Below are 16,840 nucleotides of genomic sequence, written 5' to 3' on the forward strand. Positions count from 1 at the left end.
GGTTGATCACAAGTCGCCTTCTTGGCCGTCCATGGCCGTGTCTGACGGACCCATTCGCAAGCGGGCATTACCGCCCCGCTCATGCGGGCGGGCTTCTAGACACTTCATTGCGGCTTGTCAATGAAGCTTGGAAATTGTGGAAAATCCGCCGTCGGGCGCTCTTTCACCGCCCGACATTCGCGAGCGCCCGCTTTTCCCGTCGCCGCTGCACCGACGATGGTATGTTCATGCCTTCGCGATACTTCGCGACGGTGCGGCGCGCGATGTCGACGCCGTTTTCCTTGAGCATGTCGACGATGGCGTCGTCGGAAAGCACGTCGGCGGGCTTTTCCTCCTCGATCATCTGCTTGATGCGGTCGCGAACGGCCTCGGACGAATGCGCTTCGCCGCCTTCCGCCGAGGCGATCGATGCCGTGAAGAAATAGCGCAGCTCGAAGACGCCGCGCGGCGTCAGCATGTATTTGTTGGCGGTGACGCGGCTGACAGTCGATTCATGCATGCCGATGGCGTCGGCCACCGTGCGCAGGTTGAGCGGCTTGAGGTGCCGTACGCCATGGACGAGGAAGGCGTCCTGCTGCCGCACGATTTCCGAGGCCACCTTGAGGATGGTCTTCGCCCGCTGGTCGAGGCTGCGCGTCAACCAGTTGGCGTTCTGCAGGCATTCGGCGAGAAAATCCTTTTCCGCCTGGTCCTTGGCGTGGCTCGAGATGCGGGCAAAGTAGACATTGTCCACCAGCACGCGCGGCAGCGTGTCGGCGTTGAGCTCGACCGCCCAGCTGCCGTCATTGGCGGTGCGGACCTCGACATCGGCGACAATCTCATCGCTTGCGCCGCCTGAAAACGCCAGACCGGGTCTCGGATCGAGCGCGCGGATTTCGGCCAGCATGTCGAGGAGATCCTCCTCGTCGACCCCGCAGATGCGTTTCAGCGTCTGGAAATCCCGCCGCGCCAAAAGCTCGAGGTTGGCGACCATGGCTTTCATCGCCGGATCGAGCCGGTCGCGCGCCGCCAGCTGCAACGACAGGCACTCGGCAAGGTCGCGCGCGAAAAGGCCTACCGGCTCGAAGGTCTGGCAGATGCCGAGCACACGCGCCACCGCCGCTTCGTCCGTACCGAGCCGTGCCGCGATCTCATCGAGGTCAGCGCGCAGATACCCGGCCTCGTCGAGCCCGTCGGCGAGCTCACCCGCGACGAGGCGTTCGCCGGGGCTGAGGGAAGCAAGCGCGACCTGCGCGCCGACATGTTCGCGCAGCGTAACGGCGGCCGCCGCCATGTCGCCGACATCGAACCCTTCCGATGACGCCGAGCCGGCGCCACTGCCGGCGGCCGACTTCCACTGCGCCGTGAGATCCGGCCCCAGCCTCTCACTGGTGCCGGGATCGTCGGGAAACAGGTTCTCCAGGGAGGAATCGAGCTTTTGCGAGATCGCTTCCGCGCTCCACTCCGTCTCGCCCTCGAACCAGTCGCCTTCGGGATCCCGCTCCGGCGCGACCTCGCTTTTCTGGGCCTGGTCGCTGGCGGCATCGTTCTGCGGTTCGGCCCGCTCCATCAGCGGGTTGCGCTCGATCTCCTCGTCGATGAAGCGCTCGAGCTCGACATGGGTGAGCTGCAGCAGCCGGATCGACTGCATCAGCTGCGGCGTCATCACCAGCGACTGGGACTGTCTGAGCTGCAGTTTGGCTGCCAGCGCCATGGTGGGGTTCAAACGCCTCGTCTACGCGTCGATTATTGTTTTTCGGTCGGGCATACAAACTGGCCCGGCTTTTGCTTGTCAAGGAAAACGCTAGCAGCTCCGGCTTACCGGAGCGTTATCGAGTGCTAAAATAGCCGAAAGTCGCAACCCGGCCACCGAGAATCAGAGCGTAAAGCCCTCGCCGAGATAAAGCCGCCGCACATCGGCGTTGGCGACGATCTCGTCGGCCCGGCCATGCGTCAGCACCTGGCCGGCATGGATGATATAGGCGCGGTCGATCAGGCCGAGCGTCTCGCGCACATTATGGTCGGTGATCAAAACGCCGATGCCGCGCGCCGTGAGATGTCGGACGAGCTGTTGGATGTCGGCGACGGCGATTGGGTCGATGCCGGCGAAGGGCTCGTCGAGCAGCATATAGGCCGGCCGTGTCGCCAGCGCCCGCGCGATTTCGAGGCGCCGCCGTTCGCCGCCCGACAGCGACATTGACGGTGCTTTGCGCAGATGGCTGATGTGAAACTCCTCGAGCAGCTCGTCGAGCGTACGTTCGCGCTCCTTGCGGCTCTTTTCCACCACCTCGAGCACGGCGCGGATGTTCTGCTCGACATTCAGGCCGCGGAAGATCGATGCTTCCTGCGGCAGATAGCCGATACCAAGGCGGGCGCGCCGGTACATCGGCATCGAGGTGACATCGAAGCCGTCGATCTCGATCGTCCCTTCATCGACCGGGACAAGGCCGGTGACCATGTAGAAACAGGTGGTCTTGCCGGCGCCGTTGGGGCCAAGCAGGCCGACCGCCTCGCCGGCGCGCACGCCAAGCGTCACCCCGCTGACCACCTTGCGGCCCTTGTAGCTCTTGGTCAGGCCCTTGGCGATCAGGGTGCCCTTGAACTTCGCCTTGTCGGTGCCGACCGTCGCCGGAGCAGCGGGTTGTGCGGCCGCCCGCCCCGGAAGGCGGGCAAGCAGCGAAGTCACGCCGGCCATTACTTGCTCGACGCTCCCTGCTGCTGCGCGTCCTGCTTCTGCGGCTTGAACATCATGACGACGCGAGGGCAACCTTCGACATTGCCGAGGCCGCTCTTCATCTGCACGGTGAGCTTGCAGCCCTTGAGCACATTGTCGCCCTGCGACAGCACCACTTCCTTGCCCGAAAGCACCAGTACCTGCGTCTTCATGTCGAATTTGCCGGTGTCGCCGGTGGCGATCTGGTCGTTTGATTTGATGTAGACTTTGTTCTCGACCTCCAGGTGGTCGATATTGGCTGCGCCCGTCATCGCCGACGCGCCGGCCGCGGCAATTTTGCCGTTATTGGCATCCTTGACATAATAGACCGTCATCTTGCCGGCCTTGAGCAGGGTCGGCCCCTGATTGACGGTCACGTTGCCGCTGAACACGGCCATGCTGTCGGCCTGCCGGACCTCGAGCTTGTCGCTCTCGATCTGGATCGGCTGGTCACCCGACAGTTTGAGCCCGGGGATCTGGCTGGTCGCGCTCGATTGCGCGAACGAATGCGCCGTCCCCAAAAACAGCAATGCGGCAGCACCCAGAAGCCATGCGGATTTACTGCGACGCATTCTGTTCTCCACTGTTGACCCCTGCCGCCTTCAACGCAGCTGGATCGATGTTGACCCGCACCCGGTTCTCGAAGACCACGAGCCTGCCATTGTCCTCGACCGACATCGAGTCCGCGGTGATGCGCGACCCGCCACGGCTGACGTCGACCGGATTGCTCGTCTTCATAGAGCCTTTGCCCATGTCTAGGAAGATCGATTTGAATTTCGCCACAAGGCCGTCTGTCGTGGTCACGCTGACGTCGCTGGTCAGGTCCATCGTATTGGCATCGCGGTTGTAGATACCGTGCGCGGCATCGACCGACACGATATTGTCGGTGGCCACGGGCAGTTTGGCGTTGATGCCTTCGAGGTCGATGACGGCCTGCTGGCCGACATCCTGCGTCGCCCTGGTCGCCGTCAGCGAATATGGCAGCTTCTGCTTGGTGAAACCATTGAGCTTCGGATTGGCCATCACCAGCTTGCCGTCCGAAAACGCCGTGCCGTCTGCCTGCACGGAGACGGACCCGGGCGCTTTAAGATAGGAATAGACCGGAAAGGCGACTGCAATCGCGACCGCGAGCAGCGGCACCGCGAATTTCAGGACGCGGACGCGGCGCGAGTGCCGTTGCGCGCGGTCGAACGCATCGCCACGCGTGCCGCCTTGGGCCGCGGGAGCCGATACCGTTTCGGTATCGCTCATTTCGTCAGATCGCGCCAACATGACTTTTCTAATGGACCTTTGTCCGCCCAAACACCGACTATAGGTGGTATGCCGGCACCTACAAGCAAGCACAAGCGGAGGAAAACTGCAAAAATGTGACGGCTGCCGCTCGCAAATCGAGAGCGATCCGGCGGCACGGCCCGTACTTCATAGCAGATACAGACCGGTTGCGTTAATTTTTCGTGAGATCGACGTCAACGTCGAGGCTCGAAGCCGGACCTTTCAGGAAACGGTAGCCGTGTGCCGAGGCTTGCTTTAAAAGCGTGCTTTCCCACCGACCCATGAGGCTGACGATGGCAATGAGAGCCGACGACCTGATCGACCGCCGCCGCTTGCGCCGCAAGCTGACTTTCTGGCGCGTGGCCGCTTTTGTGGTTCTGGCGGCAGCCGTGGTCGCCTTCTCGGCCTGGTTCTATGACGATAATTTTACCGGCCGGGCGGTCCCCCATATCGCCAAGGTCAAGATTGAAGGCACCATCACCGAGGACGAGGAACTGGTCAAAAGGCTGGAAGACATCCGCGCATCGCCGGAGGTGAAGGGCGTCATCCTGTCGATCGATTCGCCCGGAGGCACCACGGTCGGCGGCGAGTCCACCTTCGAGGCAGTGCGCAAGCTTGCCGGCGACAAGCCGGTGGTGGCCGAAGTCGGCACGCTGGCGGCGTCGGCCGGCTATATGATCGCAAGCGCGGCCGACCATATCGTTGCCCGCAAGACCTCGATCGTCGGCTCGATCGGCGTGCTGATCCAGTATCCCGATGTCAGCGGCCTCATGGATAAGCTCGGCATCAAGCTGGAAGAAGTGAAATCATCGCCGCTCAAGGCTTCGCCCTCGCCCTTCAAGCCGACCAATGACGACGAGCGCGCCATGGTGCGCAAGCTGATCCTCGACAGCTATGATTGGTTCGTCGGCATCGTCGCCGACCGCCGCAAGATGACGCATGAACAGGCGCTGGCCCTGGCCGACGGTTCGATCTTCACCGGCCGCCAGGCCTTAGCCAATCATCTGGTCGATGCCGTCGGCGGTGAGCAGGAGGCGATCGACTGGCTGGCGACCAAGGGCGTGGACGGCAAGCTGAAGGTTGTCGAGTGGAAGGACAAGGACAGGCGGGGCGGTTTCCTGTTTTCCCAGTCGATGGCAAAAGTGGCGGCCAAGGCCCTCGGCCTGCCCGATTCCGGCGGCGATATCATTCATGAGCTCGGCGCCGACCGCTTGTTTCTTGACGGTCTCGTTTCGGTCTGGCACCCTTGAGGTGCCGTTGGGACGTGCCAAAAAAGCAATAAAATCATCCTGATAATCGGTTGCAGTGGTTTTACGGGGAACGTTCTATGATCAAATCCGAACTTGTGCAGATCATTGCTGCACGCAACCCGCACCTTTTCCTGCGCGACGTCGAAAACATCGTCGGCGCGATCTTTGACGAGATCACCGACGCGCTTGCCGAGGGCAACCGGGTCGAGTTGCGCGGTTTCGGTGCCTTTTCGGTGAAAAACCGTCCCGCCCGCACCGGCCGCAACCCGCGCACCGGCGAATCCGTCGAGGTCGAGGAAAAGTGGGTGCCGTTCTTCAAGACCGGCAAGGAGTTGCGCGAAAGGCTGAACGGCGGCAAATAGGCGCCGCGCCGGCGGGGTTGAAACGGCATTTTGGCGCTTAAAGCATGTCTTCCGAAAAAGTGAGGACGGGTTTCGGGGCAAAGACATGCGCGCTTCAAGAAGCCCCTCCATGGAGATTTGATGTTCAATCGCTTCATCCTCGTCGTTGTCTTCGTGCCGCTGGCCGTCATCCTGATCGCGCTCGCCGTCGCCAACCGCGGCTCCGTCGCCTTCACGCTCGATCCGTTCCATCCCGGCAATCCCGCGCTGACGCTGAACTTGCCGCTTTTCATCTTCCTTTTCCTGGCCTTGGCCATCGGCATCGTTGTCGGCAGCTTCGCCACGTGGGTGAAACAGGGCCGCTATCGCAAGCTCGCGCGCCAGCGTGGTCTCGAGGCGGAAAACCTGCGCCAGGCGGTGAGCCGTGCACCCGCAGCGCCTAACGGACCGGCGCTGCCCAAGCCGACGAACTAATGCATGTCGCCCAGAAGTGTGCTGCGGTTCTGGGACAACAACATGCATAAAAACAAAGACTTAAAGCGTGTCGCCTGAATCCGTTTCAGCGCTACATGCTTTAAGTAACGCATTACGGAGCCTCAGATGCTGACCATTTCGGCCGCCGAGGTCGACCGCGCGCTGACCTTTCCCGGCCTCGTCGAGACGCTGCGCACCGCCTTTCGCGATGGCGCCGTGCAGCCGGTTCGCCACCATCATGGCGTCGAGCGGCCGGACGGCGCCGCCTCGACCCTGCTTTTGATGCCGGCTTGGACCGACTTCAACGCCGCCGGCACCTCGGCGGGGGGCCATATCGGCGTCAAGATCGTCACCGTGTCGCCGGACAACAACGCCATCGGCAAACCGGCGGTGATGGGCCTCTATCTTCTGCTCGACGGCGTCACCGGCGAGCCCGAAGCGCTGATCGACGGCCAGCGGCTGACGCAGTGGCGCACGGCCTGCGCCTCCGCGCTCGCCGCCTCCTATCTCGCGCGCCAGGACGCCTCGCGGCTTTTGGTGATCGGCGCCGGCGCGCTGTCGCCGTTCCTTGCCAGGGCGCATTCGGCGGTCAGGCCGATCAAATCCATCCGCATCTGGAACCGCACGCCGGCCAATGCCGAAAAGGCAGCGGCCGCCTTGCGCGCCGAAGGCCTTCCGGCAAATGCCGCTGGCGATCTCGATGCAGAACTTGCCGAGGCCGACATCGTCACTTCCGCGACGATCTCGAGCACGCCGCTGGTCAAGGGCGCGCTGCTGAAACCGGGCACCCATGTCGATCTCGTCGGCGGCTTCACGCCGGCGATGCGCGAAAGCGACGACGACGCCATTTCCCGCGCCCGCGTTTATGTCGACACCCGCGCCGGTGCCACCAAGGAAGCCGGCGACATCGTCCAGCCGCTGGCCTCGGGTCTGCTGAAGCCCGAAGCGATCATCGCCGACCTGCACGAGCTCGCGCGCGGCGAAAAACAGGGCCGGCAGAACGACAGTGAGATTACGCTGTTCAAGTCGGTTGGCGCAGCGCTTGAAGATCTCGCCGCCGGCATCGCCGTCTACAAGGCGCTCAGGTAGGCAGTAGGGGTTGGGCAGTAGGCAATAGGGAAGATAAGCCTCTGCCTACTGCCTACTGCGCATTCGGCCAGTAGACGCGCACGCGATGATTGTCCGGATCGAGCGCGACGAAAGTGCGGCCGAAGTCCAGATCGGTCGGCGTCTGCAAGATGTTCAGTCCGCGCTCCGCCCAGTCCGCATGCGTCGCATCGACGGCGCTCGCGTCCGCAACCGCGATCACGATCTCGCCACCTCCGCCGGTCGCCGCAGCCGCCGGCTCCACCGTATGGCGCGACCACAGGCCGAGCTTGAAGCCCTTGTCGAGCACGAACATCACGAAGGTCGGCGAGGACTCGACCGGCTCGCGTCCGAGCAGCTTGGCATAGAAAGCGCCGCTGTTTTCCGGGCTGTCGACATAGAGGATGACGAAATTCGGCGTGGTCATATCTGATCTCCAAAGTGTCTGAACCTTGGGAACCATAGGCGGGCCTACTGTCAGATTCTGGCAGCAGCGATCAGCCGGGAGCGTTTTTCGTGCCGTTCTGGCCGGGCGCGTCGAGCGTCGCCCTCCACTCTTTCAGCATTGCCTGGCGGCGGCGCGGATAGCGCATGTCGGTCGCCGTCAGGTCGGACATCCGGTCGGCGCGGAAATGGCGGAAATCCTGGCGCATCTCGCACCACGCCACCACTACCCGCACCTTGTCGAAGAAGCTCAGCGCGAACGGCCAGACCAGGCGCTTCGATGCCGAACCACCGGCATCGCGATAGAGGAAGCCGAGCTTGCGCTCGTCGCGGATCGCCTGCCGTACGACACCAAGGTCGACGGTCTCGGTATTTTCCGCGCGTGGCCCGACGAGCAGCGTCGTCGCGTCGAGATCCTCCCGCAGGTCGTCCGGCAGCACCGCCGCGATCTTGGCCAGCGCATCGGCCCCGGCAGCGGCCAACCGCTTGTCCGGTTGCTTTGCCACCCAGCGCGAGCCGAGCACGATCGCCTCGATCTCCTCGTCGGTGAACATCAGCGGCGGCAGCATGAAGCCGGGCTTCAGCACATAGCCAAGCCCCGCCTCGCCTTCGATAGGCGCGCCCTGCCCCTGCAGCGTCGCGATGTCGCGATAGAGCGTGCGGATCGAGATGCCCATCTCGTCCGCAAGCGTATGGCCGCTCACCGGCCGGCGGTGGCGGCGCAGTATCTGGACAAGGTCGAGCAGGCGTTCTGAGCGGGACATCGATTTCGTCGTCACGGATGATGGACCATAGGGCTGGGGCGCGCATCACGGCAAGCGACCCGATGCTACGGAACGCCTGTGTCTCATCCCCGTTCTCTCCGCAATGGAGATGCGCGGATTCCTGCTGTTCTGGTCGGTGCTCGCCGCCACGATCGCGGCGCTCAGCCTTGGACCGTCCTTTGCCCATGTGCTGGAATCGCTGCCCAGGCTGACCAGATGGTCGCCGGCGCTCTGGCGCGAGGCGACGGTCTTCAATGCGCAGTATCAACTGTTTCTGTTGGTGGGGGCGCCGCTCGACATCGCGGCGATCCTCTGTCCGGCACTGCTTGCCTGGATGCTGCGTGAAGAACCCTCCGCCTTCCGGTTCGTGCTCGTAGCGACGTTGCTATATGCGGTCGCGCTGGCGCTCTGGTTCGGGCTTGTCAAACCGCCCAACGACATTCTTGCGACCTGGACGCCGGGTCCAATTCCAGAAAACTTCGAAGCTGTCCGGCTGCGTTGGGAAACCGGCCACATGGCGGTCACCGCGGCGAAAGTGCTCGGCTTCGTTTCGCTTTGCTTCGGCCTGTTCAGTGTCCGGCATGGTTGATGGCCACCATCGGAATAGGCCACGGTTTGTTGCGCCGGTAGGCTGAGCTGTGGCAGAAGCGGGCCGAACCGCCGGAGATGACCCTTCTTGAAATCTTTTCGCGACAAACGCCGCGATGGCCGCCCGCATCCCGCAAGGGCGGAACAGGCCCGCCCCCGAGATGCGTTCGCGGCTGGACGCCAGCAGGCAGCGCCCGCCGAGCGCCGCGAATCGAAACCGACGGACCGGCAGGAAGCCAAGCCGCTGCCGCGCGTGCTTGCGCGTCGCGAGGGCGCGTTGCCCGCCGAGCGCCTGCCATTGATCCTCGAAGTCGCGCCCAACGCCGATTACGCGCTGCTGGACAGCGGCGCCGGCGAGAAGCTGGAGCAATACGGCCCCTACCGCATCGTGCGCCCCGAGGGCCAGGCGATCTGGCAGCGAGCCCTTCCGGCGAAGGAGTGGGAGCGCGCCGACGCCGTCTTCACCGGCGACACAGACGAGGAAGGCATCGGCCGCTGGCGCTTTCCAAAGGCGCCGCTCGGCGAAACCTGGCCGATGAAGCATGACGGCATCTATTATCTCGGCCGCTTCACCTCGTTCCGCCACGTCGGCGTCTTTCCGGAGCAGGCTTCGCATTGGAACCATATGGCGGGGCTGATCGCGGCGGCGAAGCGCCCGGTCAAGGTGCTCAACCTGTTCGGCTATACCGGCTTGGCCTCGCTGGTGGCGGCCCGCGCCGGCGCCGAGGTCACCCATGTCGATGCCTCGAAGAAGGCGATCGGCTGGGCGCGCGAGAACCAGGAAATGGCCGGCCTTGCCGACAAGCCGATCCGCTGGATCGTCGAGGACGCGGTGAAATTCGCCGAGCGCGAGGAACGCCGCGGCAGCCGTTACGACATCGTGCTTTTCGACCCGCCGGCCTACGGCCGCGGCCCGAAGGGCGAGGTCTGGCAATTGTTTGAGGACCTGCCGGGCCTCACCGATCTCTGCCGCTCGATCCTGACGCCGAAGCCCTTGGCCGTCGTTCTTACCGCCTATTCGATCCGCGCCTCCTTCTTCGCCATCCATGCGCTGATGCGCGATACCTTCGCCGGGATGGGCGGCACGGTCGAGTCCGGCGAACTGATCATTCGCGAGAAATCGGCCGGCCGCGCGCTGTCGACCTCGCTGTTCTCGCGCTGGGTGGCTTGAATGACTGCACATGACGGCGCGCGCCCTGTCGGGCAGGTCAAGGAAGTCACCAGCCTTGCCAATCCCCTGGTCAAGGACATCAAGGCGCTTGCGCTGAAGAAATTCCGCGACCAGCAGAACGCCTTCATGGCCGAGGGCCTGAAACTCGTCATCGACGCCCTCGATCTTGGCTGGTCGATCAGGACTTTGGTCTTCGCCAAGGCTGGCCGCGGCAACGCGGCGGTCGAAAAGGTCGCCGCGCGCACCGTCGCAGCCGGCGGCACCGTACTCGAAGTTTCGGAAAAGGTGCTGGCGGCAATCACCCGCCGCGAAAACCCGCAAATGGTGGTCGGTGTCTTTGCGCAGCGGACCGTGCCGCTGAAGGACATCCGCGCCAAGGACGGTGACGTCTGGGTCGCGCTCGACCGGGTGCGTGACCCAGGCAACCTCGGCACCGTGATCCGCACCGTCGACGCCGTCGGCGCCAAGGGCGTCATCCTGGTCGGCGACACCACCGACCCGTTCTCGCTGGAAACGGTGCGCGCCACGATGGGCTCGATCTTCGCCGTGCCGGTCGCCAAGGCGACCGAGCAGGCCTTCCTCGCCTGGCGGCGCGATTTTTCGGGTCTCGTCGTTGGAACCCACCTCAAAGGCGCGGTCGACTATCGCTCGGTCGATTTTTCCAGGGGGCCGGTCTTGCTGCTGATGGGCAATGAGCAGCAGGGGCTGCCGGACAACCTCGCCGAAAGCTGCGATCGCTTGCTCCGGATACCCCAAGCCGGCCGCGCCGATTCGCTCAATCTGGCGGTGGCCACCGGCGTGATGCTGTTCGAGATCCGGCGCGGCGCGTTGAAGCTCGAGCCTGACACACGATGAGGACCGCCAAGTGAAATCCTGGTCCCCCTACATTGTCCTGGTCGTCGTCGCCATTGCGCTCGACCAGTGGATCAAGCAGCTGGTCGAGAACGGTCTCGCCTTCCAGGAAAAGGTCGATCTCCTGCCGTTCCTGGCGCTGTTTCGCACCTATAACACCGGCATCGCCTTCTCGATGTTCTCGTCCTTCGGCGATATCGGCCTGGTGGTCATCGCCGTGCTGGTCGTCGCCTTCGTGCTCTATCTCGCCACGCGCACGCCGGCCGGCCATTTCATCGCCCGAACCGGCTTTGCCCTGATCATCGGCGGCGCGCTCGGCAACCTCATCGACCGCGCCGTCTACGGCCACGTCATCGACTACATCCTGTTCCACACGCCGGTCTGGTCCTTCGCGGTGTTCAACCTCGCCGACGCCTTCATTTCGATCGGCGCGGCGCTTGTCGTCTTCGACGAGCTGATCGGCTGGCGGCGCGAGGTGAAGCCTCAGGATCCCGGCAATTGACCTCACGCGGTTGAAACCGCAGACTTCTCACCAGCCAGAACCGAGGAGAAAACCATGCCCGACACCTTCAAAGCCATCCTCGTTTCGCGCGATGCCGAAAAGAAGCAGTCGGTCGATGTCGTCGACCTCACCGATGCCGATCTGATGGAAGGCGATGTCACCGTCGCCGTCGAGGCGACTACGGTGAACTACAAGGACGGGCTCGCCATCACCGGCAAGGCGCCGGTTGTGCGCCGCTGGCCGCTGGTTCCGGGCATCGATTTCGCCGGCACGGTGATCTCCTCTTCGCATGCCGACTGGCGCAAGGGCGATAAGGTGATCCTCAACGGCTGGGGCGTCGGCGAGACGCATTACGGCGCCTATGCGGGCCGCGCCCGCGTCAAGGGCGACTGGCTGGTGCCACTGCCCGAAGGCATGAGCGCGCATGACGCAATGGCCGTCGGCACCGCGGGCTACACGGCAATGCTCTGCGTCATGGCGCTGGAGCGGCATGGCATCGTGCCGGATCGCGGCCCGGTGGTGGTGACGGGTGCTGCCGGCGGCGTCGGCTCGGTCGCCATCTCGATCCTCTCCAGCCTCGGCTACCATGTCATCGCCTCGACCGGCCGCAACGCCGAGAGCCCCTATCTGATCGACCTCGGCGCGGCCGAAGTGATCTCGCGCGAGGAACTCAGCCAGCCGGCAAAGCCGCTTGCCAAGGAGCGCTGGGCGGGCGGCGTCGACTCGGTCGGAAGCCATACCTTGGCCAATGTGCTGTCGATGGCCTCCTATGGCGGCGCGATCGCGGCCTGCGGCCTGGCCGGCGGCATGGACCTGCCGTCGAGCGTGGCACCCTTCATCCTGCGTGGCGTCTCGCTGCTCGGCATCGATTCTGTGATGGCGCCAAAGCCGGTGCGGCTCGAAGCATGGCGCCGCATCGGCACCGACCTCGACCTCAAGAAGCTTTCGACATTGTCGCGCACGATTGGTTTCGACGGCATTGTCGCTGCCGCGCGCGACATCGTCGATGGCAAGGTCCGGGGCCGCGTGGTCGTCGATATGTAGCTGAAAGCGATGTCGCAGAGCGACGGTCGTCCGCGACCGCGGCCGACCGGAATGCGCGCAATCGCTAAAATTCGAACGATCCGTCCCAGTCTTCCATAATTTCTGTCTGGCATGGTTTGCGCATGGTCGCGGACTCCGACATCAGGCAGGACAGCAAAGCCGCGGGCGCTGACGGGCTCATCCCCGATGCGCCGAAGCGGCAGGTGCTCGTCGCGCCGCCGCTGGCTCCTGAATTGCCGGCGGCCAGTCACGAAGGTTTGCCGTTCCTGACGATCGTCGCCATCGCCGTCCTGGCCGGGTTGGCGCATCTCACAGGAGCGCCGATCATCATTACCGTCGGCCTCGCCGCCGCGGCTCTTGCCGGCCTTGCCATGTATCTGCGCAGCCGGCGCGACGAGCGGCGCACCGCCGCCCTGCTCGACGAGACCGCCGCCCGCAGCCGCGCCGAGATCGAGACCCTCGCCGACCGCATGTGGGAGATGCAGGAGAGCGAGGAGCGCTTCCGCGGCCTGATCGACGCGCTCGGCGACCTCGTCGTCCATCGTGATCGCGATGGCCATATCGTTTATGCCAACAGCGTCTTTGCCTCGCTTGTCGAGATCGACCCGCGCGATCTCGCCGGCAAGACCTTGTCCGAGCTCGGCATCGATGTCGGCATCGTTCCCGACGCCGCCTTCTCCGACCATGAATGCCTGAGCTCCACCGATGTCGCGATCCGCACGCCGAACGGGCCGCGCTGGTTCTCCTGGATCGAATTGTCGGTGCGCGACAAGGACACGGGCGCGGTCTCGCACCGGGCGATCGCCCGCGACATCACCGCGCGCAAGCGCGCCGAATCCTCGCTGATCACCGCGCGCGAACGGGCCGAATATGCGAGCCAAGCCAAGTCACGCTTCCTCGCCACCGTCAGCCATGAGATCCGCACGCCGATGAACGGCATCATGGGCATGGCCAAGCTGCTTGCCGATACCGACCTGTCGCCAGAACAGCGCACCTATGTCGGCGCTGTCTCCACGTCGGCCAGCGCGCTGCTCGCGCTCATCGAGGACCTGCTCGACTATTCCAAGATCGAGGCCGGCCGTTTCGAACCCGAGCCGCAGCCGACTTCGCTGCGCGAAATCGCCGACAACATCATCGAGCTTCTGGCCGCGAAAGCCTTCGCCAAGAACATCGGCCTCGGCTGCCATGTCGAACCCGACGTGCCGCAGATGATCACCGCCGACCCCGGCCGCGTTCGCCAGGTGCTGCTCAACCTCATCGGCAACGCGGTGAAGTTCACCGATACGGGCGGCGTGCTGCTCACCGTGGCGCGCGCCCGCACCGAAGCCACCGACACCATCTGCTTCACTGTCGCCGACACCGGCCCGGGACTGCGTGAAGAGGACATGGAGCGCATCTTCGAGGAGTTCGAACAGTCCGACGGCACCTCGACCAGGGTGCATGGCGGCGCCGGCCTCGGCCTTGCGATCTCGAAGCGGCTGGCGGCGGCGATGGGCGGCACGATCTCGGTTTCGAGCCGGCTCGGCGAAGGATCCGAATTCGTCCTCGAGATCCCGGCGGTCGCGGCCACCGAACCGCCGCCGCACCGGCACAATATCCTTGCCGACCGGCGGGCGGTGATCGTGTCGAAAAACGCCATCGAGGCCGATGCCATCGCCCGCACGATCAGGGCCCATGGCGGCACCGTCGAGGTCGCGGCGACGCCAAGCCAGGCCGCTCCGTTCGCCGCCGGCTGCAACGTGCTCCTGATCGACGCCGCGCTCGAAAACAGCGACGGGAGGCTGCTCAGGCGGCTGCGCGACTCAGGCTTTGCGGATTGTGAAGCCATCACCCTGATTGCGCCGACGGACCGCGGCATGCTCGGCGAATTCCGCGCCAGCGGCTACGCCACCTTCCTCGCCAGGCCGGTGCGCGGCGAGACCCTTTTGCGGGTGCTGTTGACCAGCCATGGCTCCCTGCTCGCCCAGCCGCAGCCGGAGCCGCGCGGCGTCTCCTCGGCGCGCAGGCGCGACCAGGGCCTGTCGGTGCTGATCGCCGAGGACAATGACATCAACGCCATGCTCGCCCGCGCCACGCTGCTCAAGGCCGGGCATCGCGTCAAGATCGTCGGCAACGGCAAGGCCGCGGTCGAGGCCGTTACCGACGCCGGCCTCAAGTTCCGCTTCGATGTGGTGCTGATGGACCTGCATATGCCTGTCATGGACGGCCTGGATGCGATCGCCGCCATCCGCCGCCATGAAGAGTCTCTGGCGATGCCGCCGATCCCGATCATGGTGCTTTCGGCCGACAGCCAGGAAAAGACCCGGCATGCCGTGCTCGCCCACGGCGCCAGCGGCTTCGTGACCAAGCCGCTCGATCCCGAAGCGCTCGTCCAGGCGGTTGAGGGCCAGGTTGCCGCCTGAGGAAATTTTTACCCCTTGAAAACCTGAGGTTGCCTGGCTTTCGCGGCCGCAAGATAGCCGGTTGAGGGTATTGTCCAGCCGACAAAGTATTGCCCGCCACGTCGTATCACGGTACTGTCACAATCCTGTTGCACCTACACCGTATCCCCGTGCCAAGAGGGATGGCTCGAAGGAGAATCACTCGTGCATACAGTCATGCCTGAATGTGACACTCGGCCGAATGCCGGCGGCGCCCTTCTCGCCGCCCGTGGCGCCGACGCCGTCGCAAGCGGTGCTCCGCTGGGCCGCATCGGCAACCTCGAAGTGCGGCTCGCCCGCAACGAGGCTGAGATCGCCGCCGCCCAGGAGGTCCGCTATCGGGTGTTCTATGACGAGCTTGGCGCGAGGAAGGACTTGGCCCAGGCGCAGGATCGGCGCGACGCCGACCGTTTCGACCCGCTCTGCGATCACCTTCTTGTGCTCGACACTTCCCTTCCCGGCCCTGAGCACCGCCGCATCGTCGGTACCTACCGATTGCTGCGGCAGGAGATCGCCGCGACTGCCGGCGGCTTCTATTCCGAGGGCGAGTTCGAGCTCACCAAGCTGATCGCGCGGCATCCCGGCCAGCGCTTCCTTGAGCTCGGCCGTTCCTGCGTTTTGCCGGAATACCGCTCCAAGCGCACCATCGAGGCGCTCTGGCAGGGCATCTGGGCCTATATCAATCACTACGGCATCGGCGTGATGACCGGCTGCGCCTCTTTCCATGGCATCGTGCCGGCGGCGCATGCCGAGGCGCTGACCTATCTCGCCCATCATTGCCGCACCAATTCCGCCTGGGATGTTCGCGCGGTTCCCGGACGCTACTGTTCCATGGACCTGATGCCGATCGAGGCGGTGAACACCAAGGCGGCGATCGCCGCCATGCCGCCGCTGGTCAAGGGCTATCTGCGCGTCGGCGCCCGCATCGGCGATGGCTGTGTCATTGACCACGAATTCTCGACCGTCGACGTCTTCGTCGTCATGCCGGTCAAGGAGATCGGCGCCCGCTACGTCAACTACTATGGCGGCGAAGGCCAGCGTTTCGCTGCGTGAGTGAGTAGTGGTGGATACCAAGACTCGCGCTCTTGTCACTACTGACTACTGACTAACCCCTAACCCCCTACTCCCTCACGGAATATCCTCCGGTCTTCGCCCCGGCCGGCTCTTATAGGCTGGAAACGACCAGCCGAACTTAAGCGCCCCGCCACGCACGATGAATGCACCCGCGAAGCCGAGCAGGCTGGACGCCAGCGCCGGCAGGCCGGCAAGATCACCAAGGGTGAAGATGGTGGCGCCGGCAAGGGCAGCCGTGACATAGATTTCGGGCCTGAGCAGAACCGAAGGCTCGCCGGCAAGCAGGTCGCGCAAAATGCCGCCGAAGGTCGCCGTCAACACGCCCGTGATGACCGACACGACGGGCGAGCCGGTGATCGCCAGCCCCTTGGCCGCGCCCATCACCGCGAAGGCGGCGAGGCCGACGGCGTCGAGCCACAGCAACAGCTTGTAGCGGGATTCGACGCGGTGGGCGCTGAAGAAGACCAGCACCGCGACGACGGCGCAGATCAGCACATAGCCGCTGTTGGCGACCCAGAACACCGGCAGGTTGAGGATGACGTCGCGCAGCGTTCCGCCGCCAATGCCGGTGACGCTGGCCAGGAACAGGAACCCGATAATGTCGAGCTGCTTGCGCGATGCGGCAAGCGCGCCCGTCGCCGCGAAGACGGCGACGCCGGCATAGTCGAGCAGCGCGATGGGGTTCAAGGACATAGGGTGGGGCAGTAGGGGAGTAGGGCAGTAGGGCAGTAGGGCAGTAGGGAATGATAGATAACACAAGCCGCGTGGATTGCACGGCTCATCCCTACTCACCTACTCCCTTACTGCCCAAAAAAACAACAGAACTAATGACATAAAAGTATATTATAAAAAAATAATATCCCAAA

18 protein-coding genes are annotated in these 16,840 nt (G+C 64.3%); 11 read left to right on the forward strand and 7 right to left on the reverse strand.

Translation table 11 applies throughout. The features are described from left to right. Nucleotides 1-163: 163 nt before the first annotated feature. The 4 genes from rpoN to lptC all read right to left on the reverse strand — a co-directional run bounded on the left by rpoN (nucleotide 164) and on the right by lptC (nucleotide 3,964). Nucleotides 164-1,693: an RNA polymerase factor sigma-54 gene (rpoN, locus tag AC0L2L_RS05110; protein ID WP_473576605.1), complete on the reverse strand. Its 1,530-nt coding sequence runs from the start codon at nucleotides 1,691-1,693 to the stop codon at nucleotides 164-166. 162 nt (nucleotides 1,694-1,855) lie between these two features. After that, nucleotides 1,856-2,674 carry an LPS export ABC transporter ATP-binding protein gene (lptB, locus tag AC0L2L_RS05115; RefSeq protein ID WP_473576606.1) on the reverse strand — a complete coding sequence of 273 codons (819 nt, stop codon included), beginning with the start codon at nucleotides 2,672-2,674 and terminating at the stop codon, nucleotides 1,856-1,858. Next, complete coding sequence (locus tag AC0L2L_RS05120; RefSeq protein ID WP_473576607.1) at nucleotides 2,674-3,264, reverse strand: LptA/OstA family protein; 591 nt, start codon at nucleotides 3,262-3,264, stop codon at nucleotides 2,674-2,676. The genes lptB and AC0L2L_RS05120 overlap by 1 nt, the downstream gene beginning before the upstream one ends. Then, nucleotides 3,251-3,964 carry an LPS export ABC transporter periplasmic protein LptC gene (gene lptC, locus AC0L2L_RS05125; RefSeq protein WP_473576609.1) on the reverse strand — a complete coding sequence of 238 codons (714 nt, stop codon included), beginning with the start codon at nucleotides 3,962-3,964 and terminating at the stop codon, nucleotides 3,251-3,253. The genes AC0L2L_RS05120 and lptC overlap by 14 nt, the downstream gene beginning before the upstream one ends. Nucleotides 3,965-4,257: 293 nt before the next feature. Here lptC and sppA point away from each other — a divergent pair, with 293 nt between their 5' ends. The 4 genes from sppA to lhpI all read left to right on the forward strand — a co-directional run bounded on the left by sppA (nucleotide 4,258) and on the right by lhpI (nucleotide 7,118). Beyond that, a complete protein-coding gene (sppA, locus tag AC0L2L_RS05130) occupies nucleotides 4,258-5,214 on the forward strand; it encodes a signal peptide peptidase SppA (RefSeq protein WP_473576610.1) in 957 nt (318 codons plus the stop codon). A 77-nt stretch (nucleotides 5,215-5,291) separates the two neighbouring features. Then, nucleotides 5,292-5,576: an integration host factor subunit beta gene (locus AC0L2L_RS05135; RefSeq protein ID WP_027165368.1), complete on the forward strand. Its 285-nt coding sequence runs from the start codon at nucleotides 5,292-5,294 to the stop codon at nucleotides 5,574-5,576. Nucleotides 5,577-5,696: 120 nt separating this feature from the next. Then, nucleotides 5,697-6,029: a DUF1049 domain-containing protein gene (locus tag AC0L2L_RS05140; protein WP_473576613.1), complete on the forward strand. Its 333-nt coding sequence runs from the start codon at nucleotides 5,697-5,699 to the stop codon at nucleotides 6,027-6,029. Between the two features lie 126 nt (nucleotides 6,030-6,155). Then, entirely contained in the window at nucleotides 6,156-7,118 is a 963-nt protein-coding gene (lhpI, locus tag AC0L2L_RS05145; protein ID WP_473576614.1) for a bifunctional Delta(1)-pyrroline-2-carboxylate/Delta(1)-piperideine-2-carboxylate reductase, read from the forward strand. A gap of 52 nt (nucleotides 7,119-7,170) precedes the next feature. Here lhpI and AC0L2L_RS05150 read toward each other — a convergent pair whose 3' ends face one another. Beyond that, on the reverse strand, nucleotides 7,171-7,542 hold the full coding sequence (locus tag AC0L2L_RS05150) for a VOC family protein (RefSeq protein ID WP_473576615.1): 372 nt from the start codon (nucleotides 7,540-7,542) through the stop codon (nucleotides 7,171-7,173). Between the two features lie 70 nt (nucleotides 7,543-7,612). Further along, nucleotides 7,613-8,323, reverse strand: coding sequence for a helix-turn-helix transcriptional regulator (locus AC0L2L_RS05155; protein ID WP_473576616.1), 711 nt, complete (start codon nucleotides 8,321-8,323; stop codon nucleotides 7,613-7,615). A 103-nt stretch (nucleotides 8,324-8,426) separates the two neighbouring features. Here AC0L2L_RS05155 and AC0L2L_RS05160 point away from each other — a divergent pair, with 103 nt between their 5' ends. The 7 genes from AC0L2L_RS05160 (at nucleotide 8,427) to olsB (ending at nucleotide 15,953) form a co-directional block, all read left to right on the forward strand. Further along, entirely contained in the window at nucleotides 8,427-8,912 is a 486-nt protein-coding gene (locus tag AC0L2L_RS05160; protein ID WP_473576617.1) for a DUF1772 domain-containing protein, read from the forward strand. Between the two features lie 87 nt (nucleotides 8,913-8,999). Further along, nucleotides 9,000-10,082 (forward strand): RsmD family RNA methyltransferase, encoded by a 1,083-nt coding sequence (locus AC0L2L_RS05165; RefSeq protein WP_473576618.1) that lies wholly within the window; start codon nucleotides 9,000-9,002, stop codon nucleotides 10,080-10,082. Further along, nucleotides 10,083-10,937 carry a TrmH family RNA methyltransferase gene (locus AC0L2L_RS05170; RefSeq protein ID WP_473576619.1) on the forward strand — a complete coding sequence of 285 codons (855 nt, stop codon included), beginning with the start codon at nucleotides 10,083-10,085 and terminating at the stop codon, nucleotides 10,935-10,937. It abuts the gene before it with no gap. Nucleotides 10,938-10,947: 10 nt separating this feature from the next. Beyond that, nucleotides 10,948-11,436 (forward strand): signal peptidase II, encoded by a 489-nt coding sequence (gene lspA, locus AC0L2L_RS05175; protein WP_473576620.1) that lies wholly within the window; start codon nucleotides 10,948-10,950, stop codon nucleotides 11,434-11,436. A gap of 54 nt (nucleotides 11,437-11,490) precedes the next feature. Next, on the forward strand, nucleotides 11,491-12,480 hold the full coding sequence (gene acuI / locus AC0L2L_RS05180; RefSeq protein ID WP_473576622.1) for an acrylyl-CoA reductase (NADPH): 990 nt from the start codon (nucleotides 11,491-11,493) through the stop codon (nucleotides 12,478-12,480). A gap of 122 nt (nucleotides 12,481-12,602) precedes the next feature. Next, nucleotides 12,603-14,882 carry an ATP-binding protein gene (locus AC0L2L_RS05185; RefSeq protein ID WP_473576624.1) on the forward strand — a complete coding sequence of 760 codons (2,280 nt, stop codon included), beginning with the start codon at nucleotides 12,603-12,605 and terminating at the stop codon, nucleotides 14,880-14,882. Between the two features lie 195 nt (nucleotides 14,883-15,077). Further along, entirely contained in the window at nucleotides 15,078-15,953 is an 876-nt protein-coding gene (gene olsB, locus AC0L2L_RS05190) for a l-ornithine N(alpha)-acyltransferase (protein ID WP_473576625.1), read from the forward strand. Between the two features lie 75 nt (nucleotides 15,954-16,028). Here the strand turns inward: olsB and AC0L2L_RS05195 are convergent, their stop codons facing one another. Then, nucleotides 16,029-16,661 carry a trimeric intracellular cation channel family protein gene (locus tag AC0L2L_RS05195; protein WP_473576657.1) on the reverse strand — a complete coding sequence of 211 codons (633 nt, stop codon included), beginning with the start codon at nucleotides 16,659-16,661 and terminating at the stop codon, nucleotides 16,029-16,031. Nucleotides 16,662-16,840 lie beyond the last annotated feature (179 nt).

The organism is Mesorhizobium sp. WSM4832, from assembly GCF_055811115.1.

What these genes read in the sequence shown, in the direction of transcription:
- lhpI (WP_473576614.1), top strand. Translation starts at nt 6,156, where the DNA reads ATGCTGACCATTTCGGCCGCCGAGGTCGACCGCGCGCTGACCTTTCCC.
- rpoN (WP_473576605.1), bottom strand. Translation starts at nt 1,693, where the DNA reads ATGGCGCTGGCAGCCAAACTGCAGCTCAGACAGTCCCAGTCGCTGGTG.
- acuI (WP_473576622.1), top strand. Translation starts at nt 11,491, where the DNA reads ATGCCCGACACCTTCAAAGCCATCCTCGTTTCGCGCGATGCCGAAAAG.
- sppA (WP_473576610.1), top strand. Translation starts at nt 4,258, where the DNA reads ATGGCAATGAGAGCCGACGACCTGATCGACCGCCGCCGCTTGCGCCGC.
- lptC (WP_473576609.1), bottom strand. Translation starts at nt 3,964, where the DNA reads ATGTTGGCGCGATCTGACGAAATGAGCGATACCGAAACGGTATCGGCT.
- AC0L2L_RS05135 (WP_027165368.1), top strand. Translation starts at nt 5,292, where the DNA reads ATGATCAAATCCGAACTTGTGCAGATCATTGCTGCACGCAACCCGCAC.
- AC0L2L_RS05155 (WP_473576616.1), bottom strand. Translation starts at nt 8,323, where the DNA reads ATGTCCCGCTCAGAACGCCTGCTCGACCTTGTCCAGATACTGCGCCGC.
- AC0L2L_RS05120 (WP_473576607.1), bottom strand. Translation starts at nt 3,264, where the DNA reads ATGCGTCGCAGTAAATCCGCATGGCTTCTGGGTGCTGCCGCATTGCTG.
- olsB (WP_473576625.1), top strand. Translation starts at nt 15,078, where the DNA reads ATGCCTGAATGTGACACTCGGCCGAATGCCGGCGGCGCCCTTCTCGCC.
- AC0L2L_RS05150 (WP_473576615.1), bottom strand. Translation starts at nt 7,542, where the DNA reads ATGACCACGCCGAATTTCGTCATCCTCTATGTCGACAGCCCGGAAAAC.
- AC0L2L_RS05140 (WP_473576613.1), top strand. Translation starts at nt 5,697, where the DNA reads ATGTTCAATCGCTTCATCCTCGTCGTTGTCTTCGTGCCGCTGGCCGTC.
- lptB (WP_473576606.1), bottom strand. Translation starts at nt 2,674, where the DNA reads ATGGCCGGCGTGACTTCGCTGCTTGCCCGCCTTCCGGGGCGGGCGGCC.
- AC0L2L_RS05160 (WP_473576617.1), top strand. Translation starts at nt 8,427, where the DNA reads ATGGAGATGCGCGGATTCCTGCTGTTCTGGTCGGTGCTCGCCGCCACG.
- AC0L2L_RS05170 (WP_473576619.1), top strand. Translation starts at nt 10,083, where the DNA reads ATGACTGCACATGACGGCGCGCGCCCTGTCGGGCAGGTCAAGGAAGTC.
- AC0L2L_RS05185 (WP_473576624.1), top strand. Translation starts at nt 12,603, where the DNA reads ATGGTCGCGGACTCCGACATCAGGCAGGACAGCAAAGCCGCGGGCGCT.